This is a genomic window from Ignavibacteriales bacterium (genome assembly GCA_015709675.1).
Lineage (GTDB): Bacteria > Bacteroidota > Ignavibacteria > Ignavibacteriales > Ignavibacteriaceae > H2-BAC3.
This window is the reverse complement of sequence record CP054182.1, coordinates 3,361,100-3,387,298: the sequence shown is the minus strand read 5'-3', so window position 1 is coordinate 3,387,298 and position 26,199 is coordinate 3,361,100. Positions and strand designations below refer to the sequence as shown.

Genomic DNA, 26,199 nt, shown 5'->3' with positions numbered 1-26,199 from the left:
CTGGGCTGTCTCTTACTAAGGTCCGTAGGCCAGGGGAGAAACCTACAGACAAGACATCACAAAATTAGAAAATTTTTGATGTTCTGTCAAGCACTATTTAAAATTATTTATTTATTTGATAAACAATTTTTCTGATAGTATCAAACTGCAGGTAAGGATACTGTTCTCTGATGTTGTCAATAGCATCACCTGCGCTGACTTTTTCGTGCCGCATTTGTCTGAATTTTTTTCTGATGTGATAATCTCTGACGGCTTTTTCATCAATAAGCTGATGGGAATTCAGCAGTTCATAGATATCATCGCTTATCAAATCAGAAAGCGGGTTTTCGATCCGTGCTTTAAGAGTGTTCATAGTACACATCCTTCTTTTAGTTGATACAGTTTTGACTATTTTAAGAAAGTATCAAGAAACCTTAAATGACCTCCGTTTTAGCACGATAACAAATAGTAATTAAATTTTAGTTCCGGCATTTTAAATCCGCCGTAAAGATTGCTCATTTTACCTGATTAGATGTTCATATGGGTAAAAAAGTTTCATGTACCGGGAATTGCATATTTACTGGAGTGTTCCGAAGCACATTTCCGGCCTCATCAAGTTTTCAGTAAAAGAACAGAACAATATAATCCGGTTTTTAATTAAATCACAACAAAACAGGACGAGCGGTAAAATTTACCGGCGTCAGTTCTGTGCTTTTTTGGGTCTTTTCAGGTGAATTACGACAATCCAGGCCTGATTTTTAAGAAATGGCAGGATTTTAAAGAGAATTTTGTCAAGAAATTCGGTAAAACTAAGCAGCCCAGGGAAAAAGCGGAATCGGGTAAAAGGGATTAAAAACAGACTAATCAGATGAAAATAGCGGATTTTGCTCTCAAAAAAGTAATTTTTGATGGTCTCTAATTCTCCGCTCGTAAGGGGATGTTCATCCTCTGTTCTAAGTCCGGGAGTAAGTTTGCGGAAAAGATTAATGAAAATATTGTGGCCCAGGGGTTCAAAAAAAATACACTCCCCGTTTGATTTAAGAACTCTGGTAACGGATTTGAAAGATTTTTCAATATCCAAATGATGGATAATTGCGCTTCCGCATATCAGGTCAAATTCATTATCCCTGAAATCGAGTTCTTCAGCGTTCGCCACCCTGAATTCAATCTTAAGACCTTCTTTTTCAGCTTTTTCGACTGCCTGTTCAATCGCTACTTCAGAGATATCTATTCCGGTGACCTCGGCGCCTTTGGAGGCCAGCAGATAGGACTGGCTGCCAGGACCGCATCCATATTCAAGTACCTTTTTGCCTCTGCATTCTGATGAGATCAGACTCTGATAAAAAGACCGGCTGGGTTCAACGATCGTGTAAATTGAATCCAGTTTGGATCTCCGTTTATCGGAGAAGGCGTGATTATGAAACTCTTTTTCTTTTTGAATTTTATCGGACATCTGGTGTCTTCCGGCGGGGGCATTTCTTTCCCCCGGCTGAATCAGGTTTTTTTTTGAAATATTACTCGTTAATTTACTAAATTATATTAATTTTTTTAGCATAGGATAGTATTTGGAGCTCGAACAAAGCAAAAAACCGGGTCTTATAGATTACCTGGGTGTTATGTACAAATGGAAGAGTTTAATCCTTTCGATTGTCATATTCATTACAGCGGTCTCAGTCGTTATTTCGTATCTGATTCCGGAGAAATTTAAGGCATCTACAGTTGTTGTTGTACCCCAGGGCACCGAAATGGGGCTTGGCGGACTCACAGGACTCCTTGGCGGTAAATCTTCTACAGCGGCTCTCGGAGCTAAACTTTTTGGAATTTCCTCTTCCTCTGAGGATATGCTGCTCGGTATTCTGAATTCCCGCACGTCACTTGTTCATGTAGTGGAAAGATATAATCTTGCGGAATATTATGAGATTGATGACGGTAATACCGATAAAATCTTAAGAGCTTTCACCAAAGATGTGGTTTTTTCTCCGAATGAATGGGGTATGATAGAGATTGAGGTTATAAACGAAGATCCAAAACTTGCCGCTGAAATGGCAAATTATTTTGTTGTTCTCCTGGACAGTCTCAACCGGAAAATCAATGTGGAGCAAGCCACAAATAACCGTCTGTTTATAGAAAAACGTTATCTGCAAAATGTTCTTGATCTTAAAAACGCAGAGGATTCTTTATATATATTCCAGAAGAAGTACGGCGTATTTGCCGTGCCTGAACAGCTTGAGGCAGCGGTAAAAGCTTCTGCCGAACTGGAATCACAGATTGTAAAACAGGAGATAGCCCTGCTTCTCATGCAGGAACAGTTTGGAAAGACATCACAGCAGGCGGCGCTTGTAGAGGCTGAACTGAAATTGCTTAAGAACAAAGTTAGCGAACTGAAACTCTCGGACAAGCTCTCTAATCCGTCAAATGTATTTCTTCCGTTCAAGGAAGTCCCTTCTCTAACACTTCAGTATTTCCGGTATTTCCGTGAGATAGAGATACAATCAAAAATACTGGAGGTAGTACTGCCTCTGTATGAACAGGCTAAAGTTGAGGAACAAAAAAGCCTTCCAACAGTAATGGTTCTCGACCCGGCAGTTCCCCCCATGCTTAAGGATAGTCCCAAGAGAATGCTGATTGTGCTCTTCGGCTTCTTTATAAGCTTTTTTGGCGTTGCGGTTATTGTTTTTACGAATGAATATTTTCTGAAAACCGATACAGCATCCAATGCACTTGAAGTAAAGATGAGAGGATTTGCAAACTGGTGTAAAAGATTTTTCAGGGTTTCTGACAACTGATGTATTTCGGACTCTTTTTGCTGGTTTCATTTCTGGCAATAGTTGTGTCCCGCGCGGTTCTCGGCAAATGGTTTAATCACATCTCTTTTTACTTTGCGCTCTGGGCAGGCATGGTTTCATTTTATGAAATGAAACTGATGGCATATTTTGACTTATCCGACCGTTTCTGGCTGGTGGTATTTGCCGGTTCGCTTTCCTTTTTGTTTGGATCTCTCTTATATCCAGCCATTAAAAAGGCTTTTGAATCTAGGAGTTCAGTCTCAGCGGGATCTGATCCTCTGTATAAAATATTCTTCGAAAATGATAAATTGTTGAACCGACTCATCTTCCTCTGCAGTTTTATTGGTATTGTTTCGGCTGTTCACCACTGGTTTGTACTTATTGATATGTTCGGGAGTCTGACCAAAGTCCTTATCAATTATAATGTGATTTATCGTCTTCGTGTCGAGAATAAAATAGAAGGACTTATTCCTTACGCATTTGTCATGGCGTTTGCGGGAGTATTTTTTGCCGGAATTAAAGTGGCTAAGGAAGGAAAAGTCGGTCTGCTTTCATTAAGCCCGTTTATCGGAGTTATTCTGCGTGAACTAGCAAATGTTGGCAGAGCAGGTATTTTATTTGCATTTATGATGTTCATAAGTGTTATTTTTCTGAGCCGCTACTCTATTCAGGCGAATTCATCCCAGGGTTCAAAAAGTTTTTTTAATAAAAGTTCAATACTTCCTCTTTTAATTATTATCGGATTGGTCATTGGTTCGGCAGGGCTGGTTCGTACTTTTAGAGGAACCTTCGAATCATATAAAGCCGCAAGTTCATCACTCAACAAAACGGCGGGGGGCTTCTTCATAACTCCCTCCTTGTATCTTTATATATCAAGTCATGCAGGTGTATTAAGCAAATATCTTGATAAAGATTTTGAAAAAGAATTTCCTCCCGGAGAAACAACGTTCTTCTCTGTTTATAATATTCTTAGCAAGTTCGATCTGGTGAAAGCTCCCGAAATGTATGATAAGGGCTTTTTTATACCCATGTGGAGCAATACTTCAACAGTTTACCGCTATCTGCATCAGGATTTTGGATTATTTGGCCTGTTCATTCCTCCATTTTTAACGGGTCTGCTGGCCTCATTCTTTTGGATGCGGTTTTACGAGCGCGGCAAGATTACTGATCTTTTGCTGTTGAGTTATATTTATATCGGAATAGGGATGAGTTTTATGATTCTGGTAACAAAGGTATCAATCTGGCTTATTAGTCTTGTATCAGTTTATCTGATTATTAAAGCTGTCGAGTTTCACAAGAACTACTCAGAAAAAGTGTTCACACCGTTAAAAAGCGATTCCTGATACATGGCAGGTTTGCTTAAGGACTGGATCATTCTGCTTGGCAGTAATGTCATTCAGCACGGATTCACCGCAGTTACTTATCTTTATTTGGCAAGGGTCTTTAAGCCGGAAGAGTACGGCCGCTTTTCTGTAATACTTACGGCTGTTTCCATTGCCCAGCTTATAGCTTCCCTTGGTATGAGCCGGATAGTTACAAGAGAAATTGCCGCCCGTCCTGAAAGTGCCCCGGTGTTGATCCGGAATTTCAGGATGTATTTAAGTTATGCAGCGTTACTTACTTCGATTATTACCGTCATTTACCTTTTCAATTTTGAAGCTGTCTCTGATATAACTATCCTGATCATTATCTGTCTGTTATTTTTTATAAACACCGGATGGAATTATTTTGAGGCAATTGCCTTCGGCTATTCAAAGTTCCGCCTTACCGGATTAACAGGGGCTGTTTTTGCGATTGTTATTTTTGTTTCAGTGTTTTTCGGAGTAAAGAACAGCAGTCAGCTTACGCTCGCTTTGGTGATTATGGCTTCCGGCGGATTGCTGAAATTACTGGTTATGAGTTATTTTCTTCATGATTTGTACGGCAATAAATCAGCTAGTGAACAGGGGAATTTCTCACTGCTTGTTTCAAGTCTGCCGCTCTATGGTACAGTGCTGCTTTCTCTTCCGATAATACAAATGCCGGTGTTATTCCTCAGTCAGTTTTCTGGTAAAGCAGAGGTAGGGTATTTTGCCGCGATTTCCAAATTTACTGTTCCTATTACCCTTCTGATTCATAATCTTAATACCATCATTCTTCCAAAACTCTCACAAAAATATACGGCAGACAAAGAGAGCTTCAGAATAATGACCCGTAATCTCTTTCTGCTTATTGCTCTCGGAGGAATCCTGTTAAGTTTTGTTTCAGGCACGTTTAGCAGGGAAATGATTTTACTTTTTCTAGGCGCACCTTATGATCCGGCCTCACTTCCTCTTGCTCTGCAATTCTGGATTACACTGAATATGATGTTCCATAGCTTTATTGGTACAGTAATGGTCTCTGCAGGTAAGGAACGGCTCATGGTAAAGCTTTCATTCTTTAACGCAATAGTGATTGGATCACTTATTCTGGCAGGTTCATTTTACGGCGCACTCGGCATGAGTATTGCAATGTGGTGCGGATATCTTGCGGGTATAATCGTGCATTTATATTTCTTAAACAGTAGTATCGAAAAATTCGTCTCATATAAACTTATAACTGCCATATTGCTTCTTTTCTCAGCCGGCACTGTTGCTGTGTATTATATTACCTATCAGGAATTAGTGGTGAAGATTCTGGCTGGTCTGGGGCTCCTGATGGTGTCTTATCTTACATTTCGTTTTGTACTCTCCGAGAACAAACAGAAAGAAGTCCGTGATATCATTATGATGGTGCGTAATGGTTGATGTTTCGGTAATCATTGTGAATTTCAATGCATTTGAATTTATTACAAAGTGTATTGATTCTCTCAGGGAGCATACAAAGGGTGTAACATACGAAATCATTGTGGTTGATAACTGCTCTACCGAAGGGGATATCCTTGACCACCTTTCTGAATCAGATGATCTGCGCATCATTAAAAACAAATTGAACCGGGGATTTGGAGCTGCAAATAATATGGGTGCAGCTCTGGCAAAAGGAAGGTATATCCTCTACCTGAATAATGACACATTGTTTCTTGAGGATACCTTGTCCATACTGGTAACATATTCTGATGCCTCAAATGAAGAAGTCCTCCTTGGCTGTAAAGTACTGAATGCTGATATGACATTGCAGGAGTCCATTTTCCTTTTCCCCGGGCTCAGGCATATCTTTTTTGAAAGCATCTATCTGGCTAAATTTTTTCCCCGTTCGGCATTTTTTAATTTCTTTGCCCCAAGTTATTATGAGGGGACAAAGCCAATTGAGACTGATGTGGTTAAGGGGTGTTTTATTTTTCTTTCAGCCGAGGCAAACAACCGGTTAAAAGGTTTTGATGAAGATTTTTTCTTTTATTCCGAGGAAACCGACCTTTGCCGCAGATTTCAGAAGAATATCGGAAAGGTTCTTTTTTATCCCCTGACCAGTATCATCCATTACGGAGAAGTAAGCACCGGATCCTACTCCTGGTTTAAGTTCCGCAATGTTGCTGAAAGCAGAATCGTACTTTTTAAGAAATGGTTTAAAGGAGTACGATTTCCCGTCGTACTTCTTTCACAGTATCTTGGATATATCATCCGGGGAGTGCTTAACCTGATTGCCGGTGTGCTCACTATGAAAAAGCAATTGATTGTACGTGGATGGTTTTTCTGTAAGATGCTCTTTATTTATCCCAAAGGCAAATACAGGATTCAGGAATGAAAATCCTGCAGATTGCTCCCCAGGTTCCTTATCCCCTTGATGCCGGGGGCAGAATAGGTATATTTAACATCACAAAGTATGTTGCCGCGCTTGGTCATAAAATTGATTTGGTTATGTATTCCCAGACTGAGGGGAATCAAGAGGCCTCAGATGTGCTCTCTGAATTCTGCACACCTCATTTTGTAGTGGCTGACACAAAAGATTCACCTGTTGGGGCACTGCAAAATCTGTTTTCCCTGGTTCCATATAATATCTCTAAGTATATCCGTCCGGAGATGCTTGCTAAAGTAAAAGAACTTGTACTGAAGAATGATTATGACGTTGTTCACATTGATCATTTGCATCTCGCATGGCTTTCAGGGGAGATAAAGAAAATTAAAAACATCAGGGTCGTTCTCAGAGAACATAATCTTGAGATGGAGATTATGCAGCGGTTTTATGAAAATCAAAAGAATCCGCTGATTAAATTTTTTGCCTGGATGCAATATCAGAAATTCAGACGTTACGAACCCCGCCTTTGCGGTATGACTGATACTGCCATGATGATCACACAAGTTGACAGGGACAAACTTCTTTCCTTTGATACACGGCTGGAGACAACGGTAATCCCGGCGGGGGTTACTGAAGAATTTCTAAACCAGCCGGCTGGTGAGACGGATCCTTTTACTCTTTTTCATGTAGGTTCACTTGAATGGATTCCCAATTACACCGGATTGCAGTGGTTTATTGACCGGGTAATGCCTGAACTTATAAAACGTGAATCCCGCATCCGTCTGCATATATACGGTAAAGCTGTTGAGAAACTTACCGTCCCTTCTGATGTAAAAGACGCTGTTAATATAACCGGCTATGTTAAGGATTTACTTGCAGAAATTGCAGACAAGCATATGTGCATTGTTCCGCTTTCGGTCGGAGGCGGAATCAGAATTAAAGTTCTTGAAATGCTGGCATTGTCAAAAGTTGTGGTCAGTACTTCTATCGGAAAGGAGGGGATTGATGCATCGGATGGAAAGGAAATACTGGTTGCAGATTCAGCAGAAATATTTGTGGAGAAGATACTTCGGGTTATAAATCATCCTGATGAATCCCAAAGCATCAGAGTTAACGCCAGGGAGTTTATCCTGCAAAACTATACTTGGAGCAGTATTGCCAAAAAATTTACGGAGTGTTACTCAGGAAAAAGTTTGAAGTCCGTAGCCTATTAGCTCTGCGGTTTCCTGATTACCACAGAACCCCCGTTATCAGGAAAGGGGACAAAAGCCACGCTCATCTCCACACAGAATTTTTCGACAGCTTCTTTTGCTCCGGGATATTCATGATTATGATAGTCATGCACAAAGATAAAGCCCCCCTGAGCCAGGCGCGGATAAAAATATTTTAATCCTGCGTATATGGGTTCATAAAGATCGGTATCAATACTTACAAAGACAAACGTATCATCAATCCCCTCAGCAGTTTCAGGAAAATAGCCTTTTCTGACGATGCAGTTTTGTTTTACCGGCATTCTCGAAAGGACCGCATCAACAGAGGTATCAGAAAAATCCTGATTTCCTCTCGAATATCCTTTTTCCCGTTCGGCTGAAACATCGCGGTTGTCAAATCCTTCAAAGGTGTCAAACAGATAAAGTTTTCTGTCAGGGAAGGCAGTATTAATTTCAGCTGAAAACTCCCCCTTATAAACCCCTAGTTCTGCGGTGCTGCCTTTCATATTCTTTGAGTATATTTCATTTGCCGCAAGGTCAAGCATTGCCAGCCTGACAAAATCCAGACGTTCAACCGAAACTCTTTGCGGATATGCGGCATAGCTCAGCGACTTCGATAGGTATATATTCTTTTTCGCGAGAAACCTGGCCAGAGCCCTGAATACTTTCTGATGCAGCATGAGGGGAGGCTGCTGGTAATCTTTATAAACACAGGGGCGGGGATAGTTCAAAGAAGTTTCCCCGTCTCTTCTATCACAGTTTCCGGGTAGAGATACTGCATACAGTCATTCGGGCAGGTTGCAGCAAAATAGCATGGGCAGTCATAATCCGGTTCCAGGATTACTCCCTTATCATAAAGATAAAACTCATTCTTGTTAAAAATATTGTTAAACAGAACAAGTTTTTTACCCAGACCTATCGCGATATGCATTCCCATGGTTACCGCAGTAATTACCAGGTCACAGCGGTCAACCAGTGCAATGAATTTTTTAAGGGGGAAGTAGCCGAAGTATTTTGCTCCGCTCGCTTTTTGCAAACGGAGATTCTTTTCGTGTTCCTGTTCTCCGCCGAGCAGGATAACATCGTATCCTTTCTCAAGAAGAGATTTTGCAGTTGTAACCCAATAGTCTTCAGCCCAGAGGCGGGATGTCCATCTTCCGCCGCATCCGGTATTAAGCCCGACAACTTTTTTACCGGGTTCCGGTACGTATTCGGCAAAGGGCTCTTCCACTTTAAGGATGTACTCTTCTCCGCCGAATTCAAATCCGCAGATTTCGAAAATCTCCTGCACATAGTGCTTTGTGTTCTCTTTATTCAGGTCATCAAAAAGCCCTGTAAGCCATTTATGCTTTGAGGCCTCAGAAGGGAAATAGGTGGCGTGTCCGAATTCATCAATGGTAAATCCATGCTTTTTCTTCGCCTGCACCTGATTAGCCAGTGCAATGGCTATGGGATCTTTATCCAGATTAAAAAGCAGGTCGTATTTGATGTTTTTGATCAGTTCGATATTCTCCACCGTTACGGGGAAAATCCTCGTAACTGAGTCTTTATCAAGGATTTCGGGAGAATAGGTCAGCCAGTGGACAGCGTAATCAGGGTATTCTGCTGCAATTTTATGGAGAAGCGGGGTGGTTCTGATAACATCACCGATAGCCCCGAGCTTAATTATAAGGATTTTTCCCTTAGTTTGCACATATTCCGGGCAATTCTGGCAGTGAAAGCCGAATTTTTTATGCGGAAGGCAGGGTAAATCCCCCCGGAATTTAAGGCAGTCTGTTTTAACGTAAACGCTCGAATTGTTCATAAGATGCGGTTTTGGCCTGTCAATCTAAATCTTATTTATTATTTTACTCAATTTATTAAAAATAATTCTGAAATTTGAAGATTCTTATTGTTACCCCGCGGATTCCTTATCCCCCGTACCGCGGAGACAAACTGAAAATTTTCAATCTTATCAAATATCTCTCTAAAAATCACGCTGTATCTCTGCTGACTTTCTACGAAAATGAAACGCAGCTTCACGGCGATTTCAGGGAAATTGAGAAGATTACCCACTCCGCCTTCGCAATCAGGCGTACTTTGGCGGAATCCGTCCTGAGTGTTGGAAAGGGTATATTTTCGAAGCTGCCCTTCCAGGTTCTCTTCTATCAGTCAGAGGCATTTGGAGAAAAACTGAGAGAAATCACCAGGGATAACTCATATGATGTAATTTATTTCCATCTGATCCGCACAACACAATATCTGAAATATGTTTCAGGAACTTCGGCTGTCAAGGTTCAGGATTTTACTGACGCAGTCTCAATGTATCTCAGCCGTTACCTGATGGCAGAAAAAAATCCGGTTAAGAAATTCGGAATCGGTGAAGAGGCAAAAAGGATCGAATCTTATGAAAAAGAAGCCCGGTCATTCGATGCGATATACGTCTGCAGTGAAAAAGACCGTGATTATCTGAGCGGAAGATATGATGGAAAAAAAATAAGTCTTCTGATGAACGGTGTCAATCTTGAAACTTTTTCCCCGATTGATATTCCCTATGAGCCGAACCGGATTATTTTTACCGGTAACATGCCATACTTTGCAAATTCGGATGCAGCAGTATATTTCGTGAGGGAGATTTTTCCTCTGGTACTCAAAGAGATACCTGATGCAAGGTTTTATATAGTCGGACAGAAACCTCCGCAGGCAGTTAAAGATCTCGCATCACAAAGTGTGATTGTAACGGGATTTGTTGAAGATATACGCGCTGAATATTGTAAAAGCGCGGTAAACATTGCACCAATCCGCTTCGGAGCCGGTACCCTCAATAAAGTTATCGAATCCCTTGCCCTTGGTATTCCGGTTGTTTCAACTTCAATGGCGGTATCGGGGCTTCCCGCCGAGATTAAAAGCAGAATCCCGGCAGGGGATACTCCTGAAGAGTTCGCTAAACTTGTTGTTGATGTATTACGGAACAGAGAGAAATATGCCGGAGAATCGAAACAGTTATCTGCGGTAATAAGAGAGAAACTTTCATGGGATACAATCCTCAGCGGGTTTGAACAGGAACTGGAATTGCTTTCTTCACGAAAGCGATTATCACTTTCGGGAGCAAGGGAGCAGGCAATCTAATGGACGGTAAAAAAGTACTCCGGCTTACGGTATTTGCCGCCGATTTTATATCTCTGATGCTGGGATATATATTCTTCTTCTATTTCAGAGTCACCACCGGATGGTTTGATCTTATTCTTCAGCCTGATTTCCTTCTTCCCATGCTGATTGTAAACGGCTACTGGCTGTTTATTTTTAACTTTGTCGGGATGTATAAACATGTGTTTGCCCCTTCCCGTTTCGATGAGTTATCCGAGCTGTTTAAGGTTACCTTTGTTGGCATATTCATCCTTTTCTTTTTGATTTTCTTTGATGACTATTCGCATGGAGTTGAATCCACATCAAGAGTGATCATTTTTTACTACTGGGGATTCCTGCTTGCGTTTGTAGGTGCAGGCAGGCTGTTTGTCCGCAGTATGCAGAGAAATCTTCTGATAAGGGGAGTCGGTACTAAAAAAGGCATCATCGTCGGTAGCACACAAAAAGCGGTGGATGTTTTTAAGGATATCAATGCTCATCCGGCTTTAGGTGTACGCATTGCCGGATTTATTGATATAGAGAATCAGGGCCCGGGGGATTCACTTGAAGGAGTACCGGTACTGGGCGGAATTCATGATATCGAAAGGATCATAAAAGAAAATCGTATCGAAGAAGTGGTAATTGCTCTTGAGCAGCATCATGATTCCGTCATTGTTGATATCATTGGCAGATGCGAGACTCATGATGTGGGGATGAAGATGGTACCTGAGATGTATGAAATTCTGAGCGGTCAGGCAAGAACCTCGCAGCTTTATGGCATTCCGCTGATTGATATTAATCCTGAGCCGATGAAAGACTGGGAAAAAAATACCAAGCGGCTCATGGATATCGTTTTTTCAATGATTATGCTTATCCTATCTCTCCCAGTTATCATACTAACGGCAATAGCCATTAAACTTGACAGCAGAGGGCCGGTATTTTTTACACAGGAAAGAGTAGGACTGAAAGGGAGACTTTTTAAGATTGTAAAGTTCAGGTCCATGTATACAGACGCGGAAGCCAAAACGGGACCTGTCTGGTCAACAAAAGATGATCCGAGGGTTACCCGTGTTGGCAGATTTATTAGAAAAGTACGTATAGACGAGATTCCGCAGGTATTTAACGTTCTCAAAGGAGAAATGAGTCTGATTGGACCGAGACCGGAACGTCCTTATTTTGTGGAACTTCTCTCACAGGAAATCCCCTATTATAAAAGGCGCCTGAGGGTACGTCCGGGTATAACCGGATGGGCTCAGGTGCGTCATAAGTATGATGAAACCCTTGATGATGTTAAAGGAAAAATCAGATACGATTTATTTTATATCGAAAATATGTCCCTGAGGATGGATTTTAAAATTCTTTTACGTACCGTTTTTGTAGTGTCCTTTGGTAAAGGGCATTTTGAATAATAAGCAGGAGTTAACATATGCCAGGTAAAGCACTTATCATCATCCCGACATATAATGAGATGGAAAATATAACCCGCCTCATTCCTGCTGTATATCAGTATACTGACAGTAATGTTCATATTCTTGTGGTTGATGACAATTCCCCTGACGGAACGGGCGGATATATCAAAGAGCTCTCTGAAAAAGATGAAAGGATTCACCTTCTCAGCCGGCCGAAAAAGATGGGGCTGGGCACTGCCTACACTGACGGTTTTCGCTATGCCATAAAAAACGGATATGACTTTATTTTTGAAATGGATGCTGACTTTTCACACGATCCCAAAGAGCTCCCTGTTTTTCTTCGTGAAATCGAAAATGCAGATCTGGTTCTTGGCAGCCGGTATCTTACAGGCGTTAATGTGATTAACTGGCCCATGCAGCGCCTTCTTCTTAGCTGGTTTGCGAATCAGTACACCCGGTTTATAACAGGAATGCCGGTTCATGATTCAACCGGCGGATATAAATGTTTCCGGCGCGAAGTTCTGGAATCCATAAATCTGGATAAGATTACATCAAACGGATATGCATTCCAGATTGAACTGAACTTTAAGACATGGAAAAAAGGATTCCGCATAAAGGAGATTCCGATTATCTTTGTTGACCGCTACATGGGCAAGAGCAAAATGTCGAAAAAGATAGTGCGCGAAGCTGTTACACTGGTCTGGAAGCTCAGAATCATGAGCATTTTTGGCAGAATACAGTAATTATTTAACTGAGCAAACTGTTCTCAAAGAATCACCGTAACACTATTGCAGTTATCAATCATTATTGTTAATTATAATGTGAGGGAATTCCTCGCTAATCTGTTCGATACTCTATATAAGGCGATAGAGGGAATCGAGGCGGAAATTATTGTGGTTGATAATGCATCCGCTGACGGCAGCCAGGAGTATATAAAACAAAATCATCCCCGGGTAATGCTAATTGAAAACCGGGTTAATGCCGGATTCAGCAAAGCAAATAATATCGGTCTGAAAGCAGCAACCGGAAAATATCTTCTCCTGCTTAACCCTGACACACTGGTCAGGGAAGACACATTCCGCGTACTGATGCAGTATATGGAACAGGATACCTCAATAGGGATGGCAGGATGCAAAATTCTTAATCCCGACGGAACCCTTCAGCTTGCCTGCCGGAGAAGTTTCCCCAGCCCCTGGGTATCTTTCTGCCGTATCACTGGTCTCAGTGCATTGTTCCCGCATAGTCCTCTTTTTGCCCGTTATAACCTCACTTTTCTGGATGAAAATAAATCTTATGAAGTAGATGCTATTTCCGGTTCATTCATGATGGTGAAAAGGGAAGTGTATGAAAAAATGGGGGGGCTTGATGAAAGTTATTTTATGTATGGCGAAGACCTTGACTGGTGCCTCAGGGTTCAGAAAGCCGGTTATAAGGTTCACTATGTTCACTCAACACAGATTATCCACTATAAGGGAGAAAGTACCAAGCGCAGCAGTATAGATGAAACAAGGCATTTTTATAATGCAATGCATCTCTTCGTAAAAAAGAATCTTTCAGGTTCTTTCCTGGTAAAACTGATGCTCAGATTTGCAATAGGTCTCAGGGAGAGCATGGCTTATGCTGCCGCGAGAAAAACCATTATACTTTCAGTAATTCTTGATACGGTATTTTATAATCTCTCGCTTTATCTGGCTGAGCATACGTATATTTTATCCGAACGGTTCAGGGAATTCCCCGATTTCGCCCTTCCCGTGGTATATACGATTCCGGTTATTATTCATCTGCTCACCTCGTCAGTCATGCGTGTTTACCGGCGGGATAGAATTTCTGTGCTTCCCGTTCTGGCAGCCACGGTTTTTAGTTTTGTCTTCCTTTCCGCAACAACCTTTTTCTTTAAGGATTTTGCATACAGCCGCGGTGTGCTCATCCAGGCATACGTTTATATATTCTTCCTTCTGATATTCTGGAGGGCGGCGATCAAACTTTTTGCCGGATTCGGCAACGAAACTCTCAGACCCCGTATCAGAACCCTGATCATCGGTGAAAAGCCGGAAGCAGAAAAACTGGTTAACCGTCTGTCGGGGAAATTTCCGCTTTATCATACTCTGGTTGGCGTGGCAACTCCGCTGCTGAGCGAAACGGGGGAGAAAATTCAGGGTACACCGGTAATTGGGCATATCTCCAATATCCCGAAAATCGTTAAAGAACATAGAATATCGGAAATTATCTTTTGTCCCCCGGGTTTATCATATAACCGGATAATGAGTATTATTTCGGAAAATAGCGGCAGTAATATCGAGTTTCGGATTGCGGGAGGTCAGAATGATTTCCTTGTAGGCAAGCACTCGGTTACCCTTACGGAAGATGTTCCGCTTATTGAGATTTCGTACAATATCTCTCTGCCGGTTAATAAGGCAATTAAATTTGTTTTTGATTATACCTTTGCATCAATTATTTTTCTTCTGGTTCTGCCCTTCACTTTTGGACTGGCGCTTCTCAGAAGTAAAAAGGGAGAACTTCACCGGATGCTGATACAGGTGCCGGAAATCCTGAAGGGAAGAAAGAGTTTTGTTGGTCCGGCCGAATCTGAGTATCTTGACGGACTTTATGTCGGCAAACCCGGTATTACGGGACTTTGGTTTCTTGAGGGAAGAGAGGATGAAGCAAAACTGAATTTATATTACGCAAAAAATCAGAATGTCTGGCTTGATCTGGATATTCTTGGGAAAACAGTATTAAAAACACTAAAGCAGCAGTAAATGGCAAAAAATTACCTGGAATTTGAAAAGCCAATTGTAGAATTGGAAGAAAAGCTGGCAGAAATGAAAAAAATGTCGGATGCACTTGAAATTGAAGGCGAGATTCTTCAGATAGAGAAGAAAGTCAACGAACTCAAGGAGAGTATATATAAGGGACTCACAAGGTGGCAGAGGGTTCAGCTTGCCCGGCACCCCGAAAGGCCTTATACCCTGGACTATATTTATCTGATGACCGAGCATTTTGTTGAGCTTCACGGTGACCGGTATTTTAAGGATGACAAAGCAATCGTCGGCGGATTTGCTCAGCTTGGCGATTATAAGGTCATGATGATAGGGCACCAGAAGGGAAGAGACACGAAGTCAAATCTCTACCGCAATTTTGGTATGCCGAATCCGGAAGGTTACCGTAAAGCTCTGCGGCTGATGAAACTTGCTGAAAAATTTAACAAGCCCGTAATAACAATGCTCGATACCCCAGGCGCTTTCCCCGGGCTTGAAGCAGAAGAACGGGGGCAGGCCGAAGCCATTGCTCGAAACCTCTTTGAGATGGCGCGGCTAAAAGTCCCGATCATTGTTGTCATCATTGGCGAAGGAGCCAGCGGAGGTGCTCTCGGTATCGGAGTTGGAGACAGAATCCTTATGCTTGAAAACTGCTGGTACTCGGTAATCAGTCCGGAGTCATGCTCCTCGATTCTCTGGAGAAGCTGGGATTTCAAGGAACAGGCAGCTGAAGCTCTTAAACTTACTGCACCAGATCTGATCGAGCAGAAAGTAATTGACCGCATCGTTCCCGAACCTCTCGGCGGTGCTCATAAAAACCACGAGGAAGCAGCGTCTCTTCTGAAAAAAGCGCTGATTGAAGAACTCAACCAGCTCGTTAAAATTAAACCCGACCGCCTGGTTGAAAACCGCATCGAAAAATTCGCGAATATGGGGGCGTATCAGGAGTAGGCTTAGGCATCGCAAAGTATTGTTAAGTGGTTGAAAAGACCGCTGACAAAATGAGATATGCAAAGTTTCTTGCGGTTCTAAAGGCGCTCAAAGATAAGGGAGTGGAATATGTTCTTGTGGGAGGATATGCCGTTATTCTTCATGGTTCCCAGCGTACAACGACACACCTGGATATTTTTGTACGGACTACGGATGAAAACCTGCATAAGTTAAGAGAGGCACTCAAAAGTGTTTTCAATGAACAGTCTATTGAGGAAATAACTGTATCAGAACTTAATGAGTATTCGGTATTGCGTTTCATTTCAGAGGAGGAAATTACTATCGATATTATTAGTAATTTAGGGGAAATGTTCTCAATTGACGATTTAGTTTTTGAGGATATTCTGGTTGATGGAAATTCAATAAGAGTTGCTTCTCTGGAAACACTTTTTAAACTTAAGCAAAATACCTATAGGCCAATTGACCAGGAGGATTCCTTGTTCATCAGTGAAATGCTGAAGGAAAAATTCAAAAAGTAATGATTAAAAAATTCAAAACCTTTGAAGAAGCCCGCCGTGACCTCTGGGTTTCGAATCCTGATCAGGAGTACTATGACCGGCTGAGAGCATTCTTTGATTTTACTGAAAAACTGATAGATTTCAGGACAGGTTACAAACCCGGAATTTATAAATTCAAAACAATTCAAGAAGCTGACAAAGACCGGAGAGAAAAACGAATGGCAGTTCTGCTGGGCAAAAAGGAGAAGTAGCGGGATCAGCCCTGAGGGTCTGAAAACTGAGTGAATGTTTTGAAAGAATAGTAAAATGTCGCCGCGATGCGGCTCGGGGATTTTGGTAATTATTTGTTGTTATTAATATGTCGCCGCCCTGCGGCTCGGGGATTTTGGGAATTGTTGGTTGTTATTAATATGTCGCCGCCCTGCGGCTCGGGGATTTTGGGAATTGTTGGTTGTTATTAATATGTCGCCGCTCTGCGGCTCGGGGATTTTGGTCATAACAGACTATGCCAACCAGTCACCCGCGCTGACGGTTCATGTTGGTTGAGGTGAAATATCACTGACTCGGGGAACTTGGTGCTGATAATCCTTACTTCTGCCGGATACCGTTGACCAAATTTTCTTAATTCATACTTCACACTTCATAATTCCTTAAAAATTCCCTATCTTTAAGGTCTTTTTATCCCGGATTTTGCATGATTTACAGTATGACCGGTTTTGGCAAGGCCTCAGGGTCTTCCAACGGTCTCTTTTTTGAAGTCGAAATTAAAAGCGTAAACAGCCGATTTTTAGAAGTCGGTATGCGGCTGCCTGCCTCGCTGCAGAGCCGTGAATTCGAAATCAGGGAGCTTCTCAGAGAGAGAATTAAAAGGGGCAAGATTTCTCTCTATATTTCCCAAAGGTCAGAACCCGGAACCGTAAACGCTGAAACAATTGATAAAGAACGCTTTTCAGAGGTTATCAGTCTACTCAGAACAGTTAAAGAGGAATTTGGTCTGAAGGAAGATGTCGGGCTCAGCCACCTGACTGCATTCAAGGAACTGTTTGTTATCGAATCGGACGGAGTGGACGATGAGACCTTTGAAGGGGTGAAAAAAGTGCTCGGCAATGCTGTTGATAACCTTTCAGGAATGCGGGGCAAAGAGGGAGATCATCTTAAAGATGATCTGCTTTCGAGGCTGAAACTGATAGATGAGGCACTTGAGAGAATTATGGGAGCATTCAAGTCATCGCTTAAAGAGCATTTTGAGAAGCAGAAAGAACGTGCCCGCGAATTAGTGGCGGAATCCACTTCATTCAACGAACGTCTTGAACTGGAACTTGCGCTTTTAACGGATAAAGCCGATATTACTGAAGAATGCACCCGGCTTAAAAGCCATATTAAAGTATTTACCACCACCCTCAAAACTGGCGGTGAAGTTGGCAGAAAACTTAATTTCCTTTGTCAGGAACTGCATCGCGAGAGTAACACGATTTCCGCGAAATCCATTGCAGCCGAAATCATCCATGAGACTCTGGTCATCAAAGAGGAAATTGAGAAAATAAAGGAACAGGTTCAGAATATTGAATAATCCGGTTCTGCAGAAGGGTAAAATTCTGGTTATTTCGGCCCCCAGCGGAACGGGAAAAACAACCATTCTGAAACAGGTTTTGCAGAAACACCCGGATATTGTATTTTCGGTTTCTGCAACCACAAGAAAAATGAGAGAAGGGGAAGTTCACGGCAGAGATTATTTCTTCATAAGCCGTGAGGAGTTTGAACAGAAGATAGCCGAAGATAAATTTGCTGAATGGGAAAGAGTGTATGATTATTATTATGGCACTCTGAAGGAGTTTATCAGCACAACCATTGAAAACGGCCGTCATATTCTGCTTGAACTTGACGTGAAGGGAGCGCTTTCGATAAAGAAAAGCTATCCCGGGGCAGCATTGATATTTATTGAGCCCCCCTCGCTTGAAGCGCTTAGGGAGAGGCTGACAAAAAGAAAAACGGAGACTGAAGAGGACCTGGCAAAACGTCTTAACAGAGCCGAAATGGAAATAAGCCAGAAAGAGCATTTTGAATATCATCTGGTTAATTCTGATGTTGAAAAAGCCGTCTTCGAACTTGACCGTCTTATTGATGAAATTAAACAAAAAGGAAACGAATAGATGCCGTTAGAACCAATTGATCTGCGTGAGATAGATAAAAGAGCCGGTAATATATATGAAGCTATAGTCATAGCCGGACGCAAAGCCCGCGATCTCAATGATGAAGTAAAACTTGAATTTGAGAACCGCCTTAAGGATGTTGTTGGTACCGTGGTTGATGATGATGCAGAGGATTTCAACAATCCGCAGCAGAGAAGTCTTTCTGCTGAGTTTGAAAAAAGGGATAAACCCCACATTCATGCTCTGAAACAGTTCCTCAACGACGAGATCGAATACACCTACAAGGGAAAGGAAAAGTGACATGCTCCCGGAAGTCTTCTCCGGGAAAAAAATTCTTCTTGGAGTTACAGGAGGAATTGCTGCCTATAAGGCATGTCTGCTCGTTAGAGAATTAAAGAAAAGCGGAGCGGAGGTTCATGTTATCATGACCTCCTCTGCCGCTGAGTTTGTTGCCCCTCTCACGTTTTCCGCACTCTCCGGAAACCCTGTCATCATCAATGTTTTTCCTGAAAATCAGAAATCCGGTTCCTCACTAGGCACCTGGCATATTGACCTGGCGCTTAAAGCCGATCTAATGATCATTGCTCCTGCCACAGTGAATACTGTCGCAAAAATTACTTATGGTATCGCTGATAATGCACTGACCGTACTTTTTTCCGCGATGCGCTCACCGGTACTGATTTGTCCCGCCGCCGATCTGGATATGTATAACAGTCCCGCAGCCGCGGAAAATATCAAGGTCCTTGAGAGAAGAGGATATCATATTCTCCCTGCTGAATCAGGTGAACTTGCTTCAGGTCTTCAGGGAATCGGAAGACTTCCTGAAACGGAAAAGATCATTGAAGCAGCCGCCTCTGTGCTCATGGGGTATAAACGTGATCTTGCCGGAACTTCAATTACGGTAACTGCCGGACCTACTTATGAAGATATTGATCCCGTGCGGTTTATCGGCAATCGCTCAACGGGACTTATGGGATATGCAATCGCAAAAGCAGCCTGGCTCAGGGGTGCTGATGTTGAACTGATTTCCGGTCCTTCGGTATATACACCTTACCCTGAAATGAAATTTACTTCAGTACGTTCTGCTCTTCAGATGCAGGAAGCACTGCTGCAATCCTCAGCCAAAACAGATATTACGATTATGGCGGCAGCAGTGGCTGATTTCCGTCCGGCTGTTATATCTGATAGAAAGATTAAAAAAGAATCATCAGTTGGTTCAATTGCTCTGACAGAAAATCCAGATCTTATTGCATCAGTCGAAAAAAAGGGAAAGACCGTAGTTGGCTTTGCTCTTGAAACGGATAATGAAGAATCAAACGCGCAAAAAAAGCTCAGCAAAAAAGGGCTTGATATGATTGTGCTGAATTCCTTGAATAATGCCGGCTCTGGTTTTGAGGTGCCGACCAATTCAGTAACGGTATTTACCTCAGATGGAGGAAAAAAAGAAATAGGGATGGCCTCAAAATTCGAAGTAGCGAACAGACTGCTGGATCAGATCATAGACTACAGAAAGTCTCATGGAAAGAACTGAACTGATTGATCTGCTGAAAAAGCAGCAGGAGATTTTCGGTGATGATTTATATCAGCCGCTCAGCGTGAAAATACCTTCACTTCTTAATGAGAGAAGATCAGTATCTGCGAAAGAGCCTGGCGCGGAATCTGCAATTATTACCCGTTCCACACCTTCTCCGGTTCAGCCGGCCAGTGTTCCGCTTCAGACCGAACGTATTATACCCTCAGAAGTGCTTCAGGTGTTTAATCACATTACCACACTGCACGAGTTTGAACAGAAAATATGCAATTGTCAGAAGTGTGAGCTCGCAAAAGGCCGTAATAAATTTGTCTTCGGTAAAGGAAATCCGAATGCAAAAGTAATGCTCATAGGCGAAGGACCAGGGGCGGATGAGGACAGGCAGGGTGAGCCCTTTGTAGGCAAAGCGGGCCAGCTTTTAACCGATATCCTTAAAGCCATAAAATTTACCAGGGAAGAAGTATATATAGCAAACATTGTAAAATGCAGGCCTCCGGCAAACCGTACTCCGTTTCCTGCTGAAATTGAAGCATGCATGCCATATCTGCAAAAGCAGATTGATCTGGTTGAACCCAAACTGATTCTGCTTCTCGGAGCGACTGCGGTTCTTGGGCTTCTGGGCAAAAAGGCCACTCTTTCCTCTATGCGCGGTAAGGTGTTTGAGTACGGCCATGCACGGGTAATGGTTACCTACCACCCGGCCGCACTCTTAAGAAACCCTGCCCTCAAGAGGGATACCTGGACTGATGTGCAGCAGTTTAGAAAACTCTATGACGAACTTCCGGCAGAGTAACGAGTATATATGGAACGATATCAGAAAAGAAAAAAGCAGAGAGAACCGGAAACAATTGACGGTGTACTAGTAACACCATCCGCGCCGGATGTTGAACAGAAAGTTTTGGGTGCTGTGCTGCTTGATCAGGCGGCGGTTCCAAAAGTTCTGGGTATTCTTACTGCTGAATCCTTTTATTCAGAAGCTAACCGTTTAATTTATGAAGCGGTGTATGAACTCTTTAGCATGACCCAGCCGGTTGACGGCGTTATGGTTATTGAGCAGCTGAAAAAGGCCGGTAAACTTGAGCAGGCGGGGGGAGTAGCTTATATCGCTCAGCTGACACAGAATGTTACCTCAGCCGCAAATGTTGAATACTACGCGAGAGTGCTTCAGGAAAAGAACATTCTCCGGCAGCTGATTGCGGTTTCAAATGAAACTGCTCAGGCAGCGTATTTAGGGGAGGATGATGCGTTTCAGATTCTGGACCACGCAAACAGCAAACTGATGCAGATCTCACAGGAGCAGACCCGAAAAGGTTTTGTAAAGATGTCCAGTGCTGCAATGGAGGCACTTGAATATATCGAGCATCTGCTTGACAGGGATACCGATAAATACGCTGTTAAAACCGGCTATTATGATCTTGATAATATCCTAAACGGCTTTCAGAAATCTGATCTGATAATTCTTGCTGCCCGTCCCGCTATGGGAAAAACTGCCCTTGCTCTCTCCCTGATGAGGAATGTTGCCGTACTCAGCAATGCGCCGGTAGCGATTTTCTCGCTTGAAATGAGCCGCATTCAGCTGATGATGCGTTTGATTGCAGCAGAGGCACGAATGGATTCGAACCGCCTGCGGAAAGGTAATTTTTCGCATGATGACTTCAGAAAACTTGCAACTGCTACTTCCAAACTAAGATCATCACCCATCTTTCTTGATGACGGCGCAGGGCAGACCATTATGGATATCCGTGCCAAAGCCAGGCGTCTGGTTTTTGAGCATAATGTACAGTTTATCATTATTGACTACCTGCAGCTAATCCGCGCCCCTGAAGTGTCGGAAAGCCGCGAGCGTGAAATTGCGTATATATCCATGTCATTAAAAGCGATGGCCAAGGATCTTAATATCCCCGTCATGGCGCTTTCACAGCTAAACCGTGAAGTGGAAAATCAGAAAGATAACCGTCCTCAGCTTTCCAACCTTCGTGAATCCGGTGCAATTGAACAAGATGCGGATGTGGTGATGTTTATCCACCGGCCGGAATATTATATGCAGAAAAACAATCCGGAAAGAGAAGCAAAAAAAGGGCTGGCGGAAATCATTATCGCGAAACACCGGAACGGCCCGACCGGTGAAATTAATCTGAATTTTATCGGAGAATATTCCCGATTCGAAAGTTTTGCCGGTGAGCATTATCAGATACCTGAAAGTGTTCAGGCCGGAATTAAAAAATATCAAGATGAGGATGAAGATGGTCCGTTCTGACCTCCGTTTTATGATTTTGTTCATAATCATTCCATTCATTATGATGGCTGGTGATCATGACAAAAAGGATATGGAAATCTGCAAATCAAAATTTGAACTTGCTGTTAGTAAAGGTCTTTCTGAGCTTCCGGCAGGGGATGTGATTGTTGAGATAGGTAAATCCTTTCTGGGCGTGGATTACGAAGCATTCACGCTTGAGAAGCCGGGAGAAGAGTCACTTGTCGTGAATCTCAGGAGTCTTGATTGCACAACTTTTCTTGAAAACAGTCTTGTATTTGCCCGGCTCATAAAGCAGGGGAAAAACGGCTTTGAAGCATATCTGGCAGAACTTCAGTATATACGTTACCGCGGAGGCAGAATTGACGGTTACCCCTCTCGTCTCCACTATTTTACCGACTGGATTCATGATAATCAGTCCAAGGGAATTGTTATGGATATCACGAAGGAGACCGGGGGAGTGCCTTATAACAAAAAGGTTTCTTTCATGTCTGAAAATCAGAACCTTTATAAGCAGATTAAAGGGAATCCGGAAAATCTGAAGGCAATTAAGGAAACCGAGAATGAGATTAACAGCCGTCAGTATTATTACATCCCTAAGAAAAATGTTTCCATAGCTGAAGAGAAAATTAAAAACGGAGACCTGATCGCTATCACTTCAAGTGTAAACGGTCTCGATATCAATCACGTTGGCATAGCTGTTGAGATAAATGGAAGGATTCATTTTATGCATGCTCCTCAGGTCGGTGCCAAAGTGCAGATAACCGATGTCCCCCTTGACAAATACCTGGCCGGAATAAAAAAACACACCGGGATAATGGTCCTGAGACCGGCAGAGATTTAAGCTGCCCTTGCGGGTTAAAAAGTATGCAAATTTGCAGTCAGATTGCAAATTTGCATACTTTTGATTCCTGATGAACTTAGATTTTAAGTTTATCAGATTATTTTCCGAATTTTTCAATCTCTGCTCCCTCGAACAAAATTCCCTCTCAAAATATCAGAACAGTATTTGGTCAGATGCCCGGGCTTACTTATTTTTAGGTTTTGCATCTCAGGGCATTTTTAAATGACCTAATCGATCTCTGATGCATCCCTCTTCAACAACAGGAGTCGAAATAATGAAAAAAGTACTGCTACTGTGCTTACTTTCAGTTCAGCTTTTGCTTGCCGGCACAACAGGTAAACTTTCCGGAAGAGTAAAAGATGAGTCAACCGGTGAGGCGCTCTACGGAGTGAACATCATCCTTGAAGGCACAGGTTTTGGTGCAGCGACTGACCTGAATGGTAACTACCTCATCAATAATATCCCCCCGGGTGAATATACTGTTATCTTCTCAGCCGTCGGTTATCAGTCAAAAAAATTCCTTTCAGTAAAAATCAATGTTGACTTCACAACGCGCCTGGATGTGAATCTTGGCACTGAAGATGTTCTGCTTGATGCAGTGGTCGTTGAAGCAAAAGCTCCCCTCGTCCGGAAAGACCTCACCTCATCGCAATCAACCATTGATGCCCAGCAGATTAAAACACTCCCTGTTGAAAGTATATCTCAGTTATTAACGCTTCAGGCGGGAGTCACGCAGGGTGTGGACGGAAGTATTCATATCCGCGGCGGAAGATCCAGCGAAATTCAATATACCATTAATGGAATTCCGGTTTCAAACCCGTTTGATAACAGTGCGACAGTGCAGCTTGCAACAAATGCGATACAGGAGCTCTCCGTGATAAGCGGTACTTTTAATGCTGAATATGGCAATGCAATGAGCGGTATCGTAAACAGTATTACGAAAGAGGGGGGAGAGAAATATACCGGGCAATTTTCTTTTTATACCGGAGACCATTTCAGTGGAAAAACTTCCCGTTTTCCAAATATAGACGATCTTGATGTCTTGAGTAATTCTGTTACAGAATTCACTCTCGGCGGTCCGGTTCCTGGTCTTGAAAAAATGCTGGGCTTCTTTTTCTCAGGGCGTCATGATAAAGATGACGGCTGGCTTTACGGAATAAGGGAACACAAAACCTCTGATTCTGCCTATGTTAATCCGATGAATCCCAATGATATTCGTATTGCTCTGACCGGTGATAATGCCATTGTTCCCATGAACTGGAATGAATCGTATTCGGCAACTTTTAAACTGACCCTTAAACCCTGGACCGCGGTTAAAATAAATTACGATTTAATTCTTTCCGGTTCCACCGGTAAGGGATATGATCATAACTTTAAGTATAATCCTGAAGGCACCAGAACCTATTATGATGACGGTATGCTGAACTCGATTGAAATCCGTCAGGCAATCAGCGACAAAACATTCTATACCCTGCGCGGTTCACATAATTACAATAAATCATCTGCTTATCTTTATCCTCTGCTTAATGCATCAGGTAATCAGGTTGATTTTGAACCGGGAATGTCACTCTCCGGACTTCGCCCCGACCCCCGGCATCAGCCTGAAGAAAAACTTACCACTCCCGCCCCGTATATGTTCTATTTCGGAGGCACACAAAATAACCACAATTACGAAAAATCACAGACTCTTCTGGCAAAGTTTGATATTGTCTCTCAGATTGACATGAATCATGAGATAAAAACCGGTTTTGAAGTAAAGTCACACACTATGGACTATCAGAACTTCACCGTGAAACGTGATTCCTCACGGTTCCTTGAGCCGACTATCCTGCCTGTAAGTACCGCGTTTCATGATTATTACGTAAAAAAGCCATTTGAGATTTCAGCATATATTCAGGATAAAATGGAGTATGACAATATCATCGTGAATCTTGGTATCCGCTATGATATGTTTAATCCTGAATCCCGGGCCTCAGTGAATATCTTTTATCCCACTCCCAATGATCCGGAGATACCGCCATATATCAACAAAGATGAACTGCTTAAGGATGCATCGGTAAAACATCAGATTTCACCGCGTCTCGGCATCTCCTTCCCGATTACTGACAAAGGAATTATCCATTTTTCCTATGGTCATTTTTTCCAGATTCCTCCTTTTCAGTATCTCTATTCAAACTCTGATTTTAAGTTCAGTTACTCGGTCGGGCAGCCCCTTTATGGCAATGCAAATCTGAATCCTGAAAAAACCGTTACATATGAACTTGGCCTTCAGCAGCAGTTAACGGAAGATCTTGCTTTTAACGTTACCGGATTCTTTAAGGATGTCCGTGATCTGCTGGCTACACAGGTTGTCCGTGTTGCTGGTGATAAGACCTACCTTAAATATGTGAATAAGGATTACGGCGGAATAAAAGGGTTTACCTTCTCACTGACAAAAAGGAGAACTAAGAGTGACTGGCTTGGCGTAACTCTCGACTATACTCTACAGATCGCAGAAGGAAATGATACCGATGCAGATGCATTTTTCCTTGATCTCTCATCAGGCAGACAGAGTGAGAAAGTAGTTGTATATCTTCCATGGGATCAGACACATACGCTAAATACGACGGTGAGTGTCGGGGAGGCAGGAGACTGGAATGTGAGTCTTATCGGACGTCTCGGAACTGGTCTTCCGTATACCCCGCAGATTACTCAGACCCAGCTCTATGCTAAAACCAACAGCGGACGCAGGCCTTCGAATGCACGCGTTGACCTGCTTGCCGAAAAAACTATATCTCTCTTCGATATCCGTTTAAATCTGTTCCTTAAGATATTCAACCTGTTCGATACTCTGAATGAAAGAGTAGTATATTTTGATACCGGCCGCGCGACGTACTCTCTTTTCCAGAACTCCGGCGGAACAAAAACCACTCAGGAGCTTTCTGAAACCATTCCCGGCATTCATTCCCCGCAGGAATACTTTCAGCGGCCTAATTATTTCTTCCCTCCCAGAGAAGTCCGTTTAGGAGTATCATTCGAGTTTAATTTATGAAA

Annotated in this window: 24 protein-coding genes; 20 read left to right on the top strand and 4 right to left on the bottom strand. The window is 42.6% G+C overall.

The window, feature by feature from the left end; genetic code table 11:
- Nucleotides 1–103: 103 nt before the first annotated feature.
- Nucleotides 104–352: a hypothetical protein gene (locus HRU80_13205; GenBank protein ID QOJ29778.1), complete on the bottom strand. Its 249-nt coding sequence runs from the start codon at nt 350–352 to the stop codon at nt 104–106.
- Between the two features lie 327 nt (nt 353–679).
- Complete coding sequence (locus HRU80_13200) at nt 680–1,432, bottom strand: class I SAM-dependent methyltransferase (GenBank protein QOJ29777.1); 753 nt, start codon at nt 1,430–1,432, stop codon at nt 680–682.
- Between the two features lie 112 nt (nt 1,433–1,544).
- Between HRU80_13200 and HRU80_13195 the strand changes: the two genes are divergently transcribed.
- From HRU80_13195 to HRU80_13175, 5 genes are read left to right on the top strand one after another with little or no spacing between them, the layout of a single operon-like run.
- The gene (locus tag HRU80_13195) at nt 1,545–2,765 is read left to right on the top strand and encodes a hypothetical protein (GenBank protein ID QOJ29776.1); all 1,221 of its coding nucleotides are present in this window, start codon (nt 1,545–1,547) and stop codon (nt 2,763–2,765) included.
- Nucleotides 2,765–4,108 (top strand): oligosaccharide repeat unit polymerase, encoded by a 1,344-nt coding sequence (locus tag HRU80_13190; protein QOJ29775.1) that lies wholly within the window; start codon nt 2,765–2,767, stop codon nt 4,106–4,108. The genes HRU80_13195 and HRU80_13190 overlap by 1 nt, the downstream gene beginning before the upstream one ends.
- A gap of 3 nt (nt 4,109–4,111) precedes the next feature.
- Entirely contained in the window at nt 4,112–5,530 is a 1,419-nt protein-coding gene (locus tag HRU80_13185; GenBank protein ID QOJ29774.1) for an oligosaccharide flippase family protein, read from the top strand.
- Complete coding sequence (locus tag HRU80_13180; GenBank protein QOJ29773.1) at nt 5,523–6,464, top strand: glycosyltransferase family 2 protein; 942 nt, start codon at nt 5,523–5,525, stop codon at nt 6,462–6,464. Before HRU80_13185 ends, HRU80_13180 begins: the two co-directional genes overlap by 8 nt.
- Nucleotides 6,461–7,669, top strand: a complete 1,209-nt coding sequence (locus HRU80_13175; GenBank protein QOJ29772.1) for a glycosyltransferase family 4 protein — start codon at nt 6,461–6,463, stop codon at nt 7,667–7,669. Before HRU80_13180 ends, HRU80_13175 begins: the two co-directional genes overlap by 4 nt.
- Here the strand turns inward: HRU80_13175 and HRU80_13170 are convergent.
- Together HRU80_13170 and HRU80_13165 are read right to left on the bottom strand one after the other, a co-directional pair.
- A complete protein-coding gene (locus HRU80_13170; protein QOJ29771.1) occupies nt 7,666–8,346 on the bottom strand; it encodes a class I SAM-dependent methyltransferase in 681 nt (226 codons plus the stop codon). The genes HRU80_13175 and HRU80_13170 overlap by 4 nt on opposite strands.
- Before the next feature lie 47 nt (nt 8,347–8,393).
- Nucleotides 8,394–9,359: a glycosyltransferase family 9 protein gene (locus HRU80_13165; GenBank protein ID QOJ29770.1), complete on the bottom strand. Its 966-nt coding sequence runs from the start codon at nt 9,357–9,359 to the stop codon at nt 8,394–8,396.
- A gap of 185 nt (nt 9,360–9,544) precedes the next feature.
- Between HRU80_13165 and HRU80_13160 the strand changes: the two genes are divergently transcribed.
- From HRU80_13160 to HRU80_13090, 15 genes are all read left to right on the top strand, one after another.
- The gene (locus HRU80_13160) at nt 9,545–10,774 is read left to right on the top strand and encodes a glycosyltransferase (GenBank protein ID QOJ29769.1); all 1,230 of its coding nucleotides are present in this window, start codon (nt 9,545–9,547) and stop codon (nt 10,772–10,774) included.
- Nucleotides 10,774–12,180, top strand: coding sequence for an undecaprenyl-phosphate glucose phosphotransferase (locus HRU80_13155; GenBank protein ID QOJ29768.1), 1,407 nt, complete (start codon nt 10,774–10,776; stop codon nt 12,178–12,180). Before HRU80_13160 ends, HRU80_13155 begins: the two co-directional genes overlap by 1 nt.
- A 17-nt stretch (nt 12,181–12,197) precedes the next feature.
- Nucleotides 12,198–12,923: a polyprenol monophosphomannose synthase gene (locus HRU80_13150; GenBank protein QOJ29767.1), complete on the top strand. Its 726-nt coding sequence runs from the start codon at nt 12,198–12,200 to the stop codon at nt 12,921–12,923.
- A 30-nt stretch (nt 12,924–12,953) separates the two neighbouring features.
- The gene (locus HRU80_13145; GenBank protein ID QOJ30555.1) at nt 12,954–14,939 is read left to right on the top strand and encodes a glycosyltransferase; all 1,986 of its coding nucleotides are present in this window, start codon (nt 12,954–12,956) and stop codon (nt 14,937–14,939) included.
- Nucleotides 14,940–15,890, top strand: coding sequence for an acetyl-CoA carboxylase carboxyltransferase subunit alpha (locus HRU80_13140; GenBank protein ID QOJ29766.1), 951 nt, complete (start codon nt 14,940–14,942; stop codon nt 15,888–15,890).
- Between the two features lie 50 nt (nt 15,891–15,940).
- Nucleotides 15,941–16,408, top strand: coding sequence for a nucleotidyltransferase (locus tag HRU80_13135; protein ID QOJ30554.1), 468 nt, complete (start codon nt 15,941–15,943; stop codon nt 16,406–16,408).
- Nucleotides 16,408–16,638: a hypothetical protein gene (locus tag HRU80_13130; GenBank protein QOJ29765.1), complete on the top strand. Its 231-nt coding sequence runs from the start codon at nt 16,408–16,410 to the stop codon at nt 16,636–16,638. The genes HRU80_13135 and HRU80_13130 overlap by 1 nt, the downstream gene beginning before the upstream one ends.
- A gap of 443 nt (nt 16,639–17,081) precedes the next feature.
- Nucleotides 17,082–17,957, top strand: a complete 876-nt coding sequence (locus HRU80_13125) for a YicC family protein (GenBank protein QOJ29764.1) — start codon at nt 17,082–17,084, stop codon at nt 17,955–17,957.
- A gap of 7 nt (nt 17,958–17,964) precedes the next feature.
- Entirely contained in the window at nt 17,965–18,537 is a 573-nt protein-coding gene (gene gmk / locus HRU80_13120) for a guanylate kinase (GenBank protein QOJ30553.1), read from the top strand.
- Nucleotides 18,538–18,837 carry a DNA-directed RNA polymerase subunit omega gene (locus HRU80_13115; GenBank protein ID QOJ29763.1) on the top strand — a complete coding sequence of 100 codons (300 nt, stop codon included), beginning with the start codon at nt 18,538–18,540 and terminating at the stop codon, nt 18,835–18,837.
- A gap of 1 nt (nt 18,838) precedes the next feature.
- The gene (coaBC, locus tag HRU80_13110; protein QOJ29762.1) at nt 18,839–20,068 is read left to right on the top strand and encodes a bifunctional phosphopantothenoylcysteine decarboxylase/phosphopantothenate--cysteine ligase CoaBC; all 1,230 of its coding nucleotides are present in this window, start codon (nt 18,839–18,841) and stop codon (nt 20,066–20,068) included.
- The gene (locus HRU80_13105; GenBank protein QOJ29761.1) at nt 20,055–20,861 is read left to right on the top strand and encodes a uracil-DNA glycosylase; all 807 of its coding nucleotides are present in this window, start codon (nt 20,055–20,057) and stop codon (nt 20,859–20,861) included. The genes coaBC and HRU80_13105 overlap by 14 nt, the downstream gene beginning before the upstream one ends.
- A gap of 9 nt (nt 20,862–20,870) precedes the next feature.
- Nucleotides 20,871–22,325: a replicative DNA helicase gene (gene dnaB, locus HRU80_13100; protein ID QOJ29760.1), complete on the top strand. Its 1,455-nt coding sequence runs from the start codon at nt 20,871–20,873 to the stop codon at nt 22,323–22,325.
- Nucleotides 22,312–23,166: a DUF1460 domain-containing protein gene (locus HRU80_13095; protein QOJ29759.1), complete on the top strand. Its 855-nt coding sequence runs from the start codon at nt 22,312–22,314 to the stop codon at nt 23,164–23,166. Before dnaB ends, HRU80_13095 begins: the two co-directional genes overlap by 14 nt.
- Before the next feature lie 274 nt (nt 23,167–23,440).
- Nucleotides 23,441–26,197 carry a TonB-dependent receptor gene (locus tag HRU80_13090; protein ID QOJ29758.1) on the top strand — a complete coding sequence of 919 codons (2,757 nt, stop codon included), beginning with the start codon at nt 23,441–23,443 and terminating at the stop codon, nt 26,195–26,197.
- Nucleotides 26,198–26,199 lie beyond the last annotated feature (2 nt).